12 protein-coding genes are annotated in these 17,005 nt (G+C 67.1%); 7 read left to right on the top strand and 5 right to left on the bottom strand.

Annotated elements, in window-relative coordinates; translation table 11 throughout:
- Nucleotides 1-58 precede the first annotated feature (58 nt).
- Both WCE59_RS09850 and WCE59_RS09845 read right to left on the bottom strand, forming a co-directional pair.
- Nucleotides 59-3,193 (bottom strand): efflux RND transporter permease subunit, encoded by a 3,135-nt coding sequence (locus WCE59_RS09850; protein ID WP_343258590.1) that lies wholly within the window; start codon nt 3,191-3,193, stop codon nt 59-61.
- Nucleotides 3,193-4,368, bottom strand: coding sequence for an efflux RND transporter periplasmic adaptor subunit (locus tag WCE59_RS09845; RefSeq protein ID WP_343258589.1), 1,176 nt, complete (start codon nt 4,366-4,368; stop codon nt 3,193-3,195). Before WCE59_RS09845 ends, WCE59_RS09850 begins: the two co-directional genes overlap by 1 nt.
- Nucleotides 4,369-4,455: 87 nt before the next feature.
- Here WCE59_RS09845 and WCE59_RS09840 point away from each other — a divergent pair, with 87 nt between their 5' ends.
- Together WCE59_RS09840 and WCE59_RS09835 are read left to right on the top strand one after the other, a co-directional pair.
- Complete coding sequence (locus tag WCE59_RS09840; protein ID WP_343258588.1) at nt 4,456-6,240, top strand: alpha/beta hydrolase; 1,785 nt, start codon at nt 4,456-4,458, stop codon at nt 6,238-6,240.
- A gap of 23 nt (nt 6,241-6,263) precedes the next feature.
- Entirely contained in the window at nt 6,264-7,823 is a 1,560-nt protein-coding gene (locus WCE59_RS09835; RefSeq protein ID WP_343258587.1) for an FAD-binding oxidoreductase, read from the top strand.
- A 24-nt stretch (nt 7,824-7,847) separates the two neighbouring features.
- Here WCE59_RS09835 and WCE59_RS09830 read toward each other — a convergent pair whose 3' ends face one another.
- On the bottom strand, nt 7,848-8,762 hold the full coding sequence (locus WCE59_RS09830; RefSeq protein ID WP_343258586.1) for a LysR family transcriptional regulator: 915 nt from the start codon (nt 8,760-8,762) through the stop codon (nt 7,848-7,850).
- A 117-nt stretch (nt 8,763-8,879) separates the two neighbouring features.
- On the opposite strand from WCE59_RS09830, the gene WCE59_RS09825 reads away from it, so the two are divergent.
- Both WCE59_RS09825 and WCE59_RS09820 read left to right on the top strand, forming a co-directional pair.
- Nucleotides 8,880-10,397, top strand: coding sequence for an FAD-dependent oxidoreductase (locus tag WCE59_RS09825; protein WP_343258585.1), 1,518 nt, complete (start codon nt 8,880-8,882; stop codon nt 10,395-10,397).
- Nucleotides 10,394-10,585 (top strand): hypothetical protein, encoded by a 192-nt coding sequence (locus WCE59_RS09820; protein WP_343258584.1) that lies wholly within the window; start codon nt 10,394-10,396, stop codon nt 10,583-10,585. The genes WCE59_RS09825 and WCE59_RS09820 overlap by 4 nt, the downstream gene beginning before the upstream one ends.
- Before the next feature lie 45 nt (nt 10,586-10,630).
- Here the strand turns inward: WCE59_RS09820 and WCE59_RS09815 are convergent, their stop codons facing one another.
- Both WCE59_RS09815 and WCE59_RS09810 read right to left on the bottom strand, forming a co-directional pair.
- On the bottom strand, nt 10,631-11,380 hold the full coding sequence (locus WCE59_RS09815) for a GntR family transcriptional regulator (RefSeq protein WP_343258583.1): 750 nt from the start codon (nt 11,378-11,380) through the stop codon (nt 10,631-10,633).
- Nucleotides 11,381-11,432: 52 nt separating this feature from the next.
- Complete coding sequence (locus tag WCE59_RS09810; RefSeq protein ID WP_343258582.1) at nt 11,433-12,677, bottom strand: acetyl-CoA hydrolase/transferase family protein; 1,245 nt, start codon at nt 12,675-12,677, stop codon at nt 11,433-11,435.
- 181 nt (nt 12,678-12,858) lie between these two features.
- Here WCE59_RS09810 and WCE59_RS09805 point away from each other — a divergent pair, with 181 nt between their 5' ends.
- Genes WCE59_RS09805 through WCE59_RS09795 form a run of 3 tightly spaced genes read left to right on the top strand, consistent with a single transcriptional unit; the run spans nt 12,859 to nt 17,005 of the window.
- Entirely contained in the window at nt 12,859-14,226 is a 1,368-nt protein-coding gene (locus WCE59_RS09805) for an MmgE/PrpD family protein (RefSeq protein ID WP_343258581.1), read from the top strand.
- Nucleotides 14,217-15,608, top strand: coding sequence for an MmgE/PrpD family protein (locus tag WCE59_RS09800; protein WP_343258580.1), 1,392 nt, complete (start codon nt 14,217-14,219; stop codon nt 15,606-15,608). The genes WCE59_RS09805 and WCE59_RS09800 overlap by 10 nt, the downstream gene beginning before the upstream one ends.
- On the top strand, nt 15,605-17,005 hold the full coding sequence (locus tag WCE59_RS09795) for a phenylacetate--CoA ligase family protein (protein ID WP_343258579.1): 1,401 nt from the start codon (nt 15,605-15,607) through the stop codon (nt 17,003-17,005). The genes WCE59_RS09800 and WCE59_RS09795 overlap by 4 nt, the downstream gene beginning before the upstream one ends.

Below are 17,005 nucleotides of genomic sequence, written 5' to 3'. Positions count from 1 at the left end.
GATCCGAAACCCCGTTTCATAGCCACACGTCACGCGGCTTCGCGCGTATGACGCGCTCCTACAGGGGAGCTGGTTCGGGGGCGGGGTCACGGTCGTGGCCGTGGTCGCGGGCCAGGTACAGGTAGAACGCCGGCAGCACGAACAGGGTGAACGCGGTGCCGATGGTCATGCCGGCGGCCACGGTCATGCCGATGGCGAAGCGGGCAGCGGCGCCCGGGCCGTTGGCCAGCAGCAGCGGGATCATCGCGAATACCAGCGCGGCGGTGGTCATCAGCACCGGGCGCAGGCGGATGCCGGCGGCCTGCTCGATCGCCTCGCGCTTGCTGAGGCCTTCCTCGACCTGCAGCTTGTTGGCGAACTCCACGATCAGGATGCCGTGCTTGGCAATCACGCCCACCAGCGTCACCAGGCCCACCTGGGTGTAGATGTTGATGCTCATGCCGGGGAACATCTCGATGCCGGCGAACTGCAGCCCGCCGCCCACCACCGCCAGCAGGTTGAGCACCAGCAGCGCGCCGCTGATCGCCATCGGCACGGTGACCAGCATGATCAGCGCATCGCGGAAGCTTTCAAACTGCGCCGCCAGCACCAGGAAAATGAACACCAGGGCCAGCATCAGCGTGGTCAGCATGCCGGTGCCTTCCTGCTTGAACTGGCGTGACTCACCCGCGTAATCCACGCTGTAGCCCTGCGGAAGGACCTCGGCCGCGGCCTCTTCCAGCACGCGCAGCGCATCGCCCTTGGACACGCCTGGACGCGGCATGAAGGTGATCGCCACCGCGTTGAGCTGCTGGAAACGGTTGAGGTTCTGTGGCTGCACGCTGTCGCGCAGGGTCACCAGGGTGGACATGGGCACCAGATCGCCGCTGCGGGTGCGGGTGTAGTAGTTCTCCAGCTGCGCGGCGTTGAGCCGGTCGCTGCGCTGCACCTGCGGGATCACCCGGTAGGAGCGGTTCTCCATGGCGAAGCGGTTCACGTAGCCGCCGGCCAGCATCGCAGACAGGTCGGCCGCCAGGGTGCGCATGTCGATGCCCAGCAGCGCCGCTTTGTCGCGGTCCACCTCGACCTCGATGCGCGGGCTGTCGATCTTCAGATCGGTGTCCAGGAAGATGAAGCGCCGGCTTTCCCGGGCGCGCTCAAGGATCGCCTCGGCCAGTTCGCTCAGCTGCGCGGACGAGCCGATGCCTCCGATGATGAACTCACCGCCGCCACCGCCGCCCGCTGCGGGCAGTGAAGGCGGCACCTGGGCAAAGAAGTTCAGCCCGGCCAGTTCCGCCAGCTTGGGCTGCAGGTCCTGCTGCAGCACCTGGTTGGTGGAGCGGTCGCGCTGGCTCCAGGGTTCGAAGATGAAGCCTGCAATCGCGGCCATGCCGCTGCCCGGACCCATGCCGCCGTTGATCAGGAACACGTCGCTGATCTCGTCGATCTCTTCGACGTAACCGTTGATGCCCGCGGTATAGCGCTCGATGTAGTCCAGCGTGGCCGGGGCGTCGGCGAAGGCGATGCCGAAGATGAAGCCTTCGTCCTCCATCGGCGCCGGCTCCTTGGGCGCGATCGCGTAGAGGAAAATGCAGGACACGAACACCAGCGCGCCGAACACCGCGATCACGCCCTTGGTATCCAGCGCGCCGTGCAGCCTGCGGTGGTAGCCGGTGTGGAGCTTGTCGAACTTGGCGTCCAGCCAGGCTTCCAGCCGGCCCTTGCTGCCATCGCCCTTGGCCTTGAGCAGGCGCGCGCACATCATCGGCGACAGGGTCAGCGCCACCACGCCCGACAGCAGCACCGCGCCGGCGAGGGTGAAGGCGAACTCGGTGAACAGCACGCCGGTCATGCCGCCCTGGAAGCCGATCGGCAGGTATACCGCCACCAGGGTGGTGGTCATGGCGACCACCGGCCAGGCCAATTCGCGTGCGCCCTTGAGCGCGGCCTCGGTCGGGGTCAGCCCGTCCTCGATATGGCGGTGGATGTTCTCCAGCACGATGATCGCGTCGTCCACCACGATGCCGATCGCCAGCACCATCGCCAGCAGGGTCAGCAGGTTGACGGTGAAGCCCATCAGCAGCATCAAAAACAGCGCGCCCACCAGCGACAGCGGCACCGCGATGGTCGGGATCAGCACGCTGCGCACCGACCCCAGGAACAGGAAGATCACCACGATCACGATGATCAGCGCCTCGATGATCGTGCGCACCACCTCGTTGATCGCGTCCTGGATCGCCTCGGTGCTGTCATAGGCGACCCGCGCCTCGATGCCTTCGGGCAGCTGCGGGGCAACTTCTTCTTCCAGCACGCGGCGCACTTCGGCGATCACGTCCAGCGAGTTGGCATCGGGCGAAACAAACATGCCCATGAAGGTGGCCGACTCGCCGTTGATGCTCACCGAGACGTCGTAGTTTTCCGAGCCGAGCTCGACATCGGCGATGTCACCCAGGCGCACGATCGCACCGTCGGATTCGTACACCACCAGCTCGCGGAATTCCTCCGGCGTGCGCAGGTCGGTGCGTGCGGTCAGATCCACCGACACCATCTGCCCGCGCGTCGACCCAAGCGCGGCCAGCACGTTGTTGGATTGCAGCGCGCCGTGCACATCGCTGGCGGTCACGCCCAGTGCGTTCATGCGGTCGGGTTTCAACCACACCCGCATGGCAAACGCGCCGGTGCCCATGATCTCGGCGCGCTGCACGCCCGCCACCGTGGCCAGCCGCGGCTCCACCACCCGCATCAGGTAGTCGGTGATCTGGTTGTCCTCCAGGTGTTCGCTGGAAAACGACAGGTACATGGCCGCGATCTGGTCGCCCTGCTGCAGATCAATCACCGGGTCTTCCGACTCGGCCGGCAGCTGGCTGCGCAGCTTGTTCACCTTGGCCGCGATCTGGGTCAGCGCCTCGTTGGCGTCGTAGTCCAGGCGGATATAGGCCTGGATGATGCTGATGCCCGCGGTGCTGGTGGAGGTGATGTAGTCGATGCCCTCGGCGCTGGCGACCTCGCGCTCCAGCGGCGTGGTGATGAAGCCCTGGATCAGGTTGGCGTCGGCGCCGAAGTAGGTGGTGCTGACCGTGACCACCGCGTTCTGCAGCTCCGGGTACTGGCGCACGTTGAGCTCGGTGTACGAGCGCATGCCCAGCAGCAGGATGAACAGGCTGACGACCAGCGCCAGCACGGGCTTCCTGATAAAGAGGTCGGTGAATTTCATCAGCGGTTGGCCGGCTGCGGATATTCGTCGGCGCTGGGCTGGACTTCGTTGTTGATCACCACGGCGGCGTCGTTGCGCAGGCGCAGCAGGCCGCCGTCGACCACGGTCTCGCCCGGCGCAAGGCCGCGGGTGACCACGATCATGTCGCCGCGGGTGGGGCCGGTGGTGATGAAGCGCTGGCGGGCGATGAGGTTGTCGCCTTCGGCGTCATCGGCTTGCGCGTCACCCTCGCCGGGCATCACCACGTACACCACGTTGCCGTACGGGTTGAAGGCCACGGCGGTCTGCGGGATGACCACCACGTCCTGCTCGTCGCCCACTTCGAACTCGACCTTGGCGAACGAGCCCGGGCGCAGCAGGTGGTCCGGATTTTCGAACGTGGCCTGGACCCTGAAATTGCGGGTGTCCCGATCCACCGCCGGTTCGATGGCGGTCACTCGGCCTTCGAACTCGCGCCCGCCGATCGAATCCAACCGCGCGCGAACCGTCAGGCCCTCGCGCACGTTGGCCAGCTCCTGCTCGGGCAGGCTGAAGTCGAGGAAGATCGGATCCAGCGACTGCAGGCTCACGATCGGTGCGCCGGGGGCCAGGTATTCGCCCAGGTCCACCCTGCGGATGCCGAGCACGCCGTCGAACGGGGCGCGGATGCGCTTCTGCGCGATCAGCGCGCGCTGCGATTCAGCCTGCGCGCGGGCGGTGGCGGCCTGGGTGGTGCGCTCCTCCACTTCGGCCTGCGACACCAGCTGGTCTGCGCCCAGTGCGCGCCAGCGCTCGGCCTGCACCCGGGCCAGGTTGGCCGAGGCGTCCAGTGCCTCCAAGGTGGCCAGTTCCGCGTCCGAGGTCAGTTCCACCAGCAGGCTGCCGGCCTTGACCGGCTGGCCTGGCTCGAACGCGATGCGCTGCACCACGCCGCCGGCCTCGGTGGTCACATCAGTGCCGTTGATCGCCACCAGGGTGCCCACCGCCTCCAGGCTGCCGCTCCACTGTTCGGCACGGACGTCGAATGTGGCCACCGACACTGGCGGCTGCGGCATATCGTCGAAGAAGTTGTTCATCATCATCCGCATCACGCCCCAGATGGCGAACACCCCACCGAAGACGAGCACTGTGATCAGCAGCGTCCAGAACATGCGCTTGCGCGTGGATGGCGGACGTTTGGCGTCGGGATTGGCCATGGGATCCTCGGAAGAACCGGATGATGTGGGGTGGGTGGCGGCGCGCCGAGGCTCTCGCGGGCCGGGCGCGGCGGAAGCATACGGTTATTGAACCATCAGGTACAGCAATTCGTAGGCGTATGGTTGGGGCGGTCTGGAAAACCGGAACATCCTATCCGGGCGGATCTCAGCGGGATGTCGACGCGCCGCGGAGCGACGGGTCTTGGCAAATGTCCGGACATTAAGGTAGGTTTCCCGGTGCTGGATGGCCCAGCATGGCGAGGACGACAGATGGCGGTGGCGGCCACCAGGCATTTCGTGGGAATCGGGAATCGGCACGTGCACTACCGGCGCGCCGGATCCGGGCCGGTGCTGTTGCTGCTGCACCAGTCGCCGCAGAACTCACGGATGTGCCTGGAAATGATGGCGCGGTTTTCATCCCGCTATACGGTGATCGCGCCGGATACGCCGGGATTCGGGTATTCCGATCCGCTGCCGGAGGGCGATCTTCAGGTGGCCGACTTCGGCGCCGCCACGCTGGAGTTCGTGAATGCGCTGGGGCTTGGCCGCTTTGCGGTATTCGGCATGCATACGGGTGGACTGATCGCGACCTGGCTGGCGTGGTCCCAGCCGTCGCGGATCGCGGCCCTGGTGGTGGATGGCTATGCCGCGTTCACGCCCGAAGAAAGCGCGATGTATGGCGATGCCTATCTGCCGCCGTTCGTCCCGGCGTGGGATGGATCCCATCTGCGCTGGCTGTGGGCCCGCGTACGCGAGCAGAAATATTTCTTCCCCTGGTACGACGGGCGCGCCGAAGCGGCCATGGCCATTGCGCCGCAGTCCCCGCTTGAAAGCCACGAGGCGGTTCGCGACGTGCTGGACGTGGGCGACCATTACCGCAGTGGCTATGCCGCGGCCTTCCGCCACAATGACCATCATTGGCTAGCTGGATTGACGATGCCGAGCTGGCTGGTCTATCGCCATGACGATCCCCTGCGGGCGCATCTGCCCAGGTTGCAGGGACTGCCCGGGAACGTCCGGGTGGTTGATGAGCTCGGCGGGATTCCGGCCATGCACGCCGCGATGGATGACTGGCTGCAGCAAACGCTGGCCGTAGAGGCTGATGCCGGAAGCGTCTTCTCCCCTGCCGTGGTGGATGGCGGCGCGGAGCCTGCCTGGGTCCGGTCGATCACGGAGGGTCCCAGTGGTGAACTCGCGCTGTGGCGTCGTGACGGGGTCGGGGTGCTCAAAGTCCTGCTGCACAGCCCCGGGGAGCGGCCGTGGACACCCGAGCGCATCGATGATGCGGGCGCCTGGCTCCTGCCGGAGCTGCCCGGCCACGGGGCTTCGAGTGAAACCGGAAGTCCGCTCGATCATGACGCCGTGGTGGAGGCCCTCCTGGACTGCCTCGCTTCAGTGATACCGGAGCGGCCGCTGGTGCTGCACGCCCACGGCGCCGCTGCGGGATACGTGCCGGCCCTCGCCGAAGGCCTTGGTGCGCGGCTGCAGGAAGTGGTTCTGCATGCCCCGTGGCTGCTGGAGGCGGATGAGCAGGCATGGCTGCTGGAGAATCTTCCCGCAGGAACCGTCGACCGTGCGGGAGGGCACCTGTGCGATCTGTGGCAATGGGAGCGGGAGCGCCATCTGCTCTGGCCATGGCAGCCGCCAGCCGCCGACGCGAGACGCCGCGTGGACGCCCCGGACCCGGCTTTCGTCCACGACAACGTGGTTGAGCTTCTGCGCTTGGGATCCCGCTTGCGGGCGCTGCTGGCGGGCGCGACGACCCCCGGACTGGCCGATCGCCTGCGCGCGCTGCAAGTGCCGCTGCGGGTCACGGCCGGCCCCGGGGATGATTACCGCGGCCGTGCGGCTGCACTGCTGCAACAACCCTGACAATTTCCATGCAAGGAACACCGATGGACAATGCTCCTGCCAACGCCTCAGCCATCCTCGACCAGCTGCGCACCCAGTGGGGCGGCGGTGTCGTTACCGATCCGGCCGAGCTCGATTACTTCGGCACCGATGTGTATGCCCGCGGTGAGCCGCTGCTTGCCGTGCTCCAGCCAGACACGGCGGAAAAGCTGGCGGCTGCGGTGGGCGCCCTGACCTCCGCGGGGATTCCGGTGATCCCGCGCGGCGGCGGCATGAGCTATACCTCGGGCTACCTGGCTTCCCGCCCGAAGTCGGTGCTGGTGGATACCACCCGCATGGACAAGGTGGTGGAGATCAATGTTGAAGATGCGTATGTCGTGGTCGATGCCGGGGTCACGTGGAAAGTCCTGCATGAGGCACTCGCGGCACGGGGCGTGCGTACGCCCTATTTCGGCCCGATGTCCGGTTCGCATGCCACCGTGGGCGGCGCGCTTTCGCAGGGGTCGATCTTCCACGGTACCGCCCGCTATGGGGCCTCGGCCGATGCGGTCCTGGGCCTGCAGGTGGTGACCGCTCAGGGTGAAATCCTGACCACCGGCTCGGCCGCGGCAAAGGACACCAGCCCCTTCTTCCGTTGGTACGGCCCGGACCTGACCGGGGTGTTCCTGGGCGATTGCGGCCATCTGGGAATCAAGACCCGTGCGGTGCTGCGGCTGCTGCCGCGTCACTCGCATATTGATTATCTGTCCTGGCAGTTCCCCGAGTCTGGCAGCCTGTTCAAGGCCATGGGTGCGCTGGCACGGGCCGGGCTGGCCTCCGAAACGGCAGCGTTTGATCCCGCGCTTTCACAGATCCGCATGCGCCGGGCCAGCCTGGGCAGCGACGTCAAGACGCTTGGCAACGTGATCCGCAAAGGGGGCTTGATCCAGGGGCTGAAGGTGGCTGCCAAGGGACGCAACTTCCTTGATCCCGCGCAGTTCTCGCTGCACCTGACCCTGGAAGGGGACAGTGCCGCCGAAGTGGCCGCGCGGGTGGACGCGGCACGCAAGGCATTGGCCGGGCTGGGTGGGGAAGTGGAAAACAACGTGGCCAAGGTGATGGCCGCCAATCCGTTTGCCGCGTGGAATTCAATGCTGGGCCCGCAGGGCGAGCGCTGGGCGCCGGTGCATGCGCTCGTTCCCCATTCGCGGGCCCAGGCGCTGTTCGAAGCGCTGCAGGCCCTGTTTGCCGAGGAGCGCGAGGCCATGGATCGCCACGGCATCTTCGTCGGCACGCTGATGAGTACCGTGGGTGCCCAGGCCACGGTGATCGAGCCCTGCGTGTACTGGCCTGACTCGCACAATGCCTTCCATGTGCGCACCGTGGACGCGGACCATCGCGAGCGGATCGGCTGTCCCGGGGAGAACCTCGAGGCCCGCGCAGAGGCGGACCGCATCAAGCACAGGATCGCCGAGACCATGCGGGCCAACGGGGCAGCCAACCTGCAGATCGGCAAGTTCTACAGCTACCGGGAAGGGCGTGACCCGGCGGCACTGGCGATGCTGGATGCGATCAAACAGCAGCTGGATCCGGAAGGACTGATGAATCCAGGTGTGCTTGGCTGATCCCGCCTGATGTTGCCGGCGGCCTCAAGGCAGCAGCCCTGACCCCTCGCCGGCGGCCTGGTGCAGGGCGGCAAGCAGGCGTGCCAGTGGCGCTGCCTGGGGCTCACCCTCACGGGTATAGACCGCCAGCGGGCGCTCCCATGAGAAGCCGGGGGCATGCAGCCGTACCCATTCCCCGGCCACCAGCTCCGCCTGCAGGAGGCGGCAGGGCATCAGGGTGAGGTACTGCCCGTCGCGGACCAGGGTGCGCAGCAGTTCGAGAGAGGCTGACTCCACCGGGGCGGGCGGAGGCGCCAGCCCGGCATCGGTGAAGCGCTGGCGAAAGCCGGTTTCCACCGCCCCCAGACGGCGCCCGAGTACCCACGGGTAGCGCAGAAGCCGGGCCGGAGTGATGCCCTGCTGACCGGCGAGCGGATGCCCGGCGTCGGCCAGTACCCGGTATTCATCGCGCAGCAGCAGCTCGCGGCGCACGCGCGGATCATGTGGACCCATCGTGTCCAGGGCCACCACCAGATCCAGTTCCCGCGCGAGCAGGGCCGGCAGCAGCTCGGGCAGGATGCCGCCGCTGACCCGGATCCCGATGCGGGGCCATTGCTGGCGCAGCGCCAGTACCGCCGGCGCCACCACCGAGCCGGCTCCCGTGGGCCCGGTTCCGATGCGCACCTCGCCCTCTTCGCCGGTCTGCAGTTCGCGCAAGCGTTCCTCGAAGCTGCGCACGGCCTCGTCAGCGGATCGGGCGTGTTCCAGCAGCAGGCGGCCCACGGCGGTAGGTCGCGCCTCGCGGGCGCCGCGCTCGAATAGCCGGGCGCCGAGCTGCTGCTCCAGCGCCTGGATGCCCTTGCTGAGGGCCTGCTGTGTGCGGCCGGTCATTGCCGCGCCGCGGGTAAAGCTGCCGTGTTCGACCACGGCGAGGAAGTAGCGCAGCTGGCGGAGGTCCATGGCGGCAGCGTAGCACCGCTGTACAACCAAAGGTTGTCAAAACCACTCTTATTGGTTGGACATGGCCGCAAGACGGGTCCAATGTCCGGACATTGATCACGCAATGGGAGTTGCACCATGGCCAGCCTGTCTTCGGTCAAGCAGTGGCACGAGAGCTATGACCTGGTTATTGCCGGCTTCGGCCTGGCTTCAATGTCGGCCGCGATCGAGGCCCATGACCTTGACCCGGATATCAGCATCCTGATCCTGGAGAAATCCAACGAGGCGGAAACCGGCGGCAACACCCGCGTTGCCGGCCAGTCGCTGCTGATTTCAAAGAACGCGGAGGTACTGGCCGAATACCAGCGCAAGATGAGCGTGGCCAACCCGATCCCGGAGGACATGCTGGTGCCCTGGTCGGAGGCCATGGTGGCCCTGGAGCCCTGGATACAGGAGCGTGCGGCCGAGGCCGGCGCCCAGTACATCCACGGCACTGGATTCTCCGAGCGCGACGCGGTGCTTGAGTTCCCCGAGTTCGGCGCTCGCGAGGCGGTGCATTGCACGGCAACCATCCTCCCCATTCCTTCCGGCGTGTACCTGGCGTTCCGGGAGAACATCCGCCGCCGGCCGCGTATCAGGATCGCCTATGAAACCCCGGTGACGGACCTGATCCAGGATCCGGACAGCCTGGAAGTGTTTGGGGTGGTGGCTTCCCGCAATGGCGAGCGCATCAACATCCGCGCCAACCGCGGCGTGGTGATGGCCACGGGTGGGTTCGAAGCCAATCCCGACATGCAGCGCAATTACTTCGGCCTGTCCAATCCCGCGCCGCTGGGGACGCCGCACAACACCGGTGACGGGATCAAGATCCTGCAGAAGGCCGGTGCGGACCTGTGGCACCTGCGCAACCAGGGCCAGTCCGGCGGCATCTGGCCGGGTTACCGGCCGGAGGGGTGGGTCAACGGTTTCCTGCGTACGTTCTTCTGGCAGAGCTTCAGCTGGATCGAGGTGGATGCCAATACCGAGCGTTTCTACAACGAGACCGCCGAGCTGCAGCTGACCCATTACAAGGAAAAGAAGCACGGCCAGTGGGTCGACACGCCGCATCACCGTGCCCAGCCCGTGCACATGATCTTTGATGCGATCACCTGCCAGCACAACAAGCTGGTGACCGAGGTGATGAGCTGGAACCCGGTGGTGCGCGGTTACCAGTGGTCCGACGACAACAGCGTGGAAGTGGAGAAGGGCTGGATCCAGAAGGCCGACACCATCGAGGAGCTGGCGGTGCTGATCGGCCGCGATCCGCAGAAGCTGCGGGCGGCGGTGGATCGCTACAACGCGTCCTGCGCTGACGGTAAGGATGCCGACTTCGGTCGCAATCCCGACACCCTGTATCCGATTGCCCAGGGGCCGTTCTATGCCTGGCGCATCGATCCGGTCATCGTCTGTACCGGGGGCGGCGCACGCCGCAACATCAAATCCGAAGTCCTCGATCACCATGGACAGCCGATTCCGCGGCTCTACGAGGCGGGCGAGCTGGGGTCGATGTTCTCCGATCTCTACCAGAACGGGTCCTATCTCACCGAGGCGATGATTTCCGGTCGTGCTGCCGGTCGCGGGATCACCGGCCTGCAGCCGTGGGAGGAGTCGCGATGAAAGTGGCTACGCCTGCCATGAAGCTCGATGTGCGCATCAACGATGTGCGCGCCGAGGAAGGCCTGCTGGTACTCGATGGTGTTGCCGGGATGCTGCCCTGCAAGACCAGCCTCACCCCTGCTGAATTCCGGCAGATGATGCGGCTGGCGCTTCGGCCCAAGGTGCTGGCGCTGTTGTTCCGGCGCTGAATGGATGCCGCGCCGCGCCGCGTTGATCGGTGCGGCGCGGTGCTTTCAGCGCGAGCCGCTGCGCGAGAGCACCATGCTGTAGGCAAAGCGGCCGGGCGGATGCAGGCTGATGGCCAGCATCAACAGGCGGCCGTTGGCGTCGCGGTAGCGGCGCAGCACGCGCATCGCCGGCTCGCTGCGCTTCACGCCCAGGGCCTTGGCCTGTGCGGCGGTGAAAGAGGCCGCATCAAACACCTGCTCCACCCGGGACAGCTGCGCAGGGGCCAGGAAGCTGGCGATCGTGCGCGCCGCGCTGCCCAGGTCGAGCAGGCCTGCCACCGGGACGCCGGCGCGGACCGGGGTGTACATCTCGCTCCATGCGATGGCCTGGCGGTCCGGCTCTTCCAGGCGCATGCCCGTCGAGTACACGTAATCCCTGCCGGTGTTGATTTCCAGCTGCGCGGCCATGTCCGCGGTGGCGGTCATGCGGGTGGATTCAAGCACGGTGAGCCGCGTGGTGTTGCCGTACTGCATCAGCGCCTCGACCGTGTCGATCCCGTGCTCGTGGCGCATGGCCTCGTGCTGGGCGATCACCCGCGTGCCGGCACCGGGCCGGCGCTGCACGAGGCCGGCGGAGATCAGCTGCGCCAGTGCGGCGCGGGCGGTGTGGCGGCTGACGTTGAAGCGCTCGCACAGTTCCAGCTCGGTCGGAAGCAGGCTTCCGACCGGGTACTGGCCCCGTTCGATTTCCGAGCGCAGCAGCTCGCCCAGTTCAACGTATCGGGGTTTATTGCGACCAAGGGCCTTTGTGTTCACTGGCGGTTCCATCCTGGGCAGGTGGTGCACCCGGTGCGGGTGTGGCGATGGTTCAAAGCTTGCGCGCAAGTTCGTGCCAGGCGCGCTCAAGCGCCTCGCGGTGTTCGGGTGCGGCGATGTTGATGATTGCGCGGGCCCGGGCGTGCACATCCAGGTGACGCACCCAGGCCGCGCCATGCTCGCTGACGATGCAGTCAACGTCCACCCGCGGCACGCTTATCGGCCCGGCGGGCAGCAGTGGAACGATCCTGCTCCGACCCGAAGGCGTGGTGGAGGGCAGGGCGATGATGCCGCGACCGCCGGGGGAATGGCGCGCGCCGCGCAGGAAGTCCGGCAGTCCGCCCACGCCGCTGACCTGGGAGCCATTGAGGAACTCGCCGTTCACCTGGCCCAGCAGGTCCACCGAGAGCGCACTGTTGATCGCCATCAGGCGGGGGATGGCCCGCAGGACGCCCTGGTCATGGGTGTGTCCCACTGGGCGGAAGTCCACCACCTCGCCCACCCGTTGGTACAGCGCCTGGGTACCGATGGCCACGCCGGCCAATACGGCAGCGGGGTCCGTGGCCAGCGCATCGTTGTCCAGCAGGTCCAGCAGTCCATCGGACACCATGCCGCTGTGGATGCGCAGTTTCCGCCGGTTCCGCAACGCCCGCAGTACCGCCGACTGCAGCCGGCCGAGGCCGAGCTGCAGGGTGGCGCCATCGTCCACCAGTCCGGCTACCTGGGCAGCCACGGCATCCATGGTCGGATCGGGCGCCGGATCGGCGACCTCAAGCAGGGGGGTTTCCTGTTCGACCACGGCATCCAGGCGCTTCCACGGCACCGTGGGGCCGCTGGTGCGCGGCATCGCCGGGTTGACGTGGGCGAGGATTTTCGCCGCTCGTGGCCACGCGGCAGGAGTGAAGTCGCAGGCCACTCCAAGCGAGCACTCCCCGGCCTCGTCCGGAGGCGACACCTGCACCAGCGCCACGTCGAACCGCGCCTCTTCCGCCAGCCAGCTCCACGTGTTGGAGTAGGTGATCGGCAGGTAGTCCACGCGGCCTTCGAGCCAGGAAGCGCGCAGCTCGGCACTGAGGAAAATGCCACGGTGTCGCGCCCGCGCATGCAGTCCGGCGAAATCAAAACGGTTGACGGTAGGAATATGCACCCCTGTGTAGCGCACGCCATCGCTGCGCGCCGGATCCTGTTCCAGCCACGACTGGAACAGCAGCGAGTGGCCGGCGCAGCCAGGTGAATGAACCTCCACGCCGGGGCGCAGTTGATCGAGAAAGCTGGCGGCGTCAAGGCGTTGGGGCACGGGCTGCAATACTGTGTCAGGAGAGGATGGGCTGCGCGTCGGTGGGGTTGCAGGTTTGCGGAGCGCGGAACCCTGCCCCTATGATATGTCCGGACAAAGTCGGATGCACCTCCCAGGCCTACCCAAGGGGCCGGTGGCTTTCGACAGGTGCTTTGCTCCCCCGACAGAGGTGATCCAGGGCGTGACTGTGCAGGTTTCCAGTTTGACCGAACAGCTGGCCGAAACGCTGGCCAGGCCGGTGGGTGATGCGGACCGCGTCCGGGCCGCGCTGCTGGTTGTCGACTGGCTGGGCTGCGTGCTGGGCGCGCTGCGCAATCCACTCTGTACACAGCTGGCCGGTGTGGTGCGGGTCGAGGCTGGCGGTGATGCGACTGCCATTACTGTTGGACGACGGTCGCCGGAAGCCGCGCTCCTGATCAATGCCGCTCTGGGCAACGTGCTGGAAATGGATGATGTTCACCGCAGCGCCATCCTGCACCCGGGACCAGTGGTGATCCCGGTGGCACTGGCGGCGGCGCAGACCGCGGGCTCCCGCGGGCAGTGCTTCCTGGACGCTGTGGTCCGGGGCTATGAGGCCACCATCCGCGTAGGACAGGCGCTGGGCACCGGGCATTACCGCTATTGGCATCCAACCTCGACCGCAGGCGCGTTCGGCGCGGCGGCAGCGGCAGCTTCTGTGCTGGCTCTGGACGCAGGGGCGATGGCCGACGCGCTGGGCACCGCCGGCAGCCGCACCGGCGGCCTGTGGCAGATGCGCCATGAGCCGGTACCAACCAAGTCCATCCATAATGCTGAAGCCGCGCGCAGCGGCTGGTTGGCCGCGCGCCTGGCCGCGGCGGGTCTGCGTGGGCCGCGGCAGGTCCTTGAAGGTCCGCAGGGCCTGTTTGCCGCCACCGCGCCCGACGCATCGCACACGGGCATGAGGGCAGCGGATGGCGAGGACTGGATGATTCACGGCACCAGCCTCAAACCGTGGCCTGCGTGTCGCCATGCGCATCCGGCGATCGATGCCCTGCGCGACGCCCTGGCAGGCGGCTCCCTTGCCCCGGATGCGATAGAGCGCATCGAAGTGGCCACCTACGCCGAGGCGCTGCGCTTCTGCGACCGCCTGCACCCTGTGACCGAACTGGAGGCACGCTTCAGCCTGCAGCATGCACTGGCAGCCATCGCCTGCCTGGGCCGCCCGGAACCCGCGCACTACGTGCCCGGTACTTTCAACCAGCCGATGCTGCAGGCGCTGCGCGAACGCGTCGTCCTGCGCGAGGATGCCGCGTGTAGTGCACGGTTCCCTGCGCACTACGGGGCCACGGTGGAAGTGCACCTCGCCGATGGTCGCCAGCTGGTTGCCACACGCGCCGATGCCTGGGGTGACCCGGAATATCCGATGGCCGCCGACGATGTGGTCCACAAAGCGTTGGCACTGGCCCGGTGGGGCGGCGTTCCCGCGGATGTCGCCCGGGCCGTGATCGACGCGGCGAGGGCCCTGGCTGAAAGCGGCACGCTGACCGCCCTGACCGATGCACTGGAGCAGGTGCCGTCATGCGCCTGACCGAAGCGTTGTTGGCGCATGCGGCCACGCTGCGTTACGAAGACCTGTCGGCACAGGCCATTGATGCCACCCGGGTGTTCGTCATGGATTCGCTGGCGGTCGGTATGTCAGGGACCGGACCACAGCTGCCACTGGCCCAGGTGGTGCGGGACGCAGCCTTCGCGCTCGGTGAGGGTACGTCAGCGCGGGCATGGGTCACCGGTGAGCGGCTGCCGGCCACCGGCGCGGCCATGCTCAACGGCTATCTGGTGCACGGCCAGGAATTTGATTGTGTGCACATGCCGGCGGTGGTGCATCCGATGGCTGTGATCCTGCCTGCGCTGGTGGCGGCCGCCGAGGCGCGCGCCAACCAGGAACAGGCTCCCGTGGATGGTCGCACCCTGATCACCGCAGTGAATGTGGCCGTGGACGTGGCCACCCTGCTTGGGATCAGCGCCCGGGCACCGATGCGGTTCTTCCGCCCGGCCATGTGCGGCGCATTGGGCGCCGCTGCGGGCATCGCCAGGCTGTACGACGCCGATGCCAGCACCCTGCACCGCGCCGTATCGCTCGCGTATTGCCAGCTTCCGGGCACGATGCAGGCGCATGTGGAAGGCTCGCCGGCCCTGGCCATGCAGGTGGCGATGGCCTCGCGCGCGGCGGTGACCAGCTGGGAACTCGCGCGCCGCGGCTTCCCGCCGCCGATGGATGTGCTCGAAGGGCGCTTCGGCTATCTGCCCCTGTATGAAGGCGAATACGACACGGGCCCCGCGCTGGCCGAGCTGGCCGCCCGCGAGCCGCAGCTGCTTCAGGTCAGCCACAAGATGTTTCCCACCGGTGGTGCCGCCCATGCGGGGCAGGACATGCTGATGGAACTGCGTGATCGCGAAGGACTGCGCATCGCCGACATCGAATCAATCGAATTGCAGGCACCGCCACTGGTGCACCGCCTGGTGGCCCGGCCGTGGAAAGAAGACATGGCGCCGAGCTATGCGCGCCTGTGCCTGCCCTACCTGCTGGCCACGGTGATGCTGGATGGCAGGGTGGGGTTGGATGCCTATGGCGCCGAACGCCTTTCCGATCCACGACGCGCCGATCTTGCCGGCCGGGTGCGGGTGGTGCCCAACGGCAGTGAGGACCCCAATGCACTCGCTCCCCAATCGATGACGGTCACCACCCGCGACGGCCGCATCCTGCAGGCCGCGCGCGATGCCGTGATCGGCTCGCCGGCACGTCCGCTCACCCGCGGGCAACAGCTGGACAAATTCAACCATTGCCTGGACCACGCCGCGCTTCCTTTCGACGCGCAACGGCGGCAGTCCCTTCTTACCACCCTCGACCGGCTGGAAGCGCTCGCCGATGTGCGCGACCTGGTCGACCTGCTGATCATCGAGCCGACATGACCCGAACACGCACCTATTTCGAGACCTTCAATGCCGGCGAGCTGCTGGAACAGTTCCCGCTGGACGAGGGATTCACCAAGCGCTTCCGCAGCCTCAGCCGCGACGAGCTCTTCGCCCGCCAGGATGTGATGTTCCGGCGCTGCGTGGCGCGCGCCTGGCAGATCCCGTTTTATCAGCGCCTGTGGGGTGGGGCCGGAATCGAGGCCGGCGACATCAACGGCCTGGCCGACATCGGCAAGCTGCCGGTGTTTGGCAAGCACGAGATCATGGCTTCGGTGGAAGCGAATCCGCCGCTGGGCGACTTCCACGGTTGGCGCGATGGCACCGAAGCGGGTGACACGCCGCTGGTGTTCCACACCACCTCCGGCACCACCGGACGGCCGCAGCCGCTGGTGTTCAGTCCGCACTCGCGTGAAGTACAGAACCTGCTGCTGGCGCGGCTGTATCGCTGGCAGGGCATGCGCCCCGGCGATGTGGTCCATTCGGTGTACGGCCACGGCATGATCAACGGCGGTCACTATGTGCGCGAGGCAGTCACCCATTTCACCCAGGCGCTGTTCTGTTCCGCCGGTACCGGCATCGAGATGCGCTCCGCCCAGCAGGTGAACCTGATGCGCGACATGGGTGCGACGGTGATTGTGGGCTTCGCCGACTACATCAAGAAGCTCGCCGACGTGGCCCGCGAACAGGGCCTGGAACCGGGCCGCGACATCCCGATCCGCATGATCTGCGGTCACCTGGGCCGCGAATCGCGCGAGACGCTTTCCGCAGCATGGGGCGGGGTGGAGCTGTACGACTGGTACGGCGTTGGCGACACCGGCGCGATTGCCGGCCAAGGCCCCGACCAGGACGGCCTGTACCTGATGGAAGACGCCCAGTACGTGGAGGTGCTCGGCGTCGACGACGGGCAGCCGGTGGCCGACGGCGAGATCGGCGATATGGTGGTGACCTGTCTGTACAAGCAGGACATCTACCCCATCATCCGCTTCAACACCCACGATGTGACCCGGGTGCTGACCACGCCGTCGTCGCTGGGCCTGAACCTGCGCCGGATCGAGGGCTTCCTCGGTCGCAGCGACAACATGGTCAAGATCCGCGGGATCAACGTGTTCCCGCAGGCGATGGCGCCGATCCTGGAAGAGAAGTCCGAGTTCGCCGGGGAATTCATCTGCATGGCCAGCCGTGACGTCGGCGGGCGGGATGAGCTGGCGGTGCATGTTGAAGTACGTTGCCCGACCGGCGATGCCGCGGTGGCGGAGGCGTTCTCCAGCCTGCTGCGCCAGCGGCTGGGCGTGGAGGTCTCAGTGGTGCTGGTGGAGCCGGGGTCGCTGGCCGCGCTGACCGGCATCGAGGTCCGGCAGAAGCCGGTGCGCCTGATCGATAACCGCTTCAAATGA

The organism is Luteimonas qiangzhengi (assembly GCF_039548515.1).
GTDB lineage: Bacteria > Pseudomonadota > Gammaproteobacteria > Xanthomonadales > Xanthomonadaceae > Luteimonas.
The sequence above is the reverse complement of the archived record's forward strand: the minus strand, read 5'-3'. Positions and strand labels throughout refer to the sequence as shown.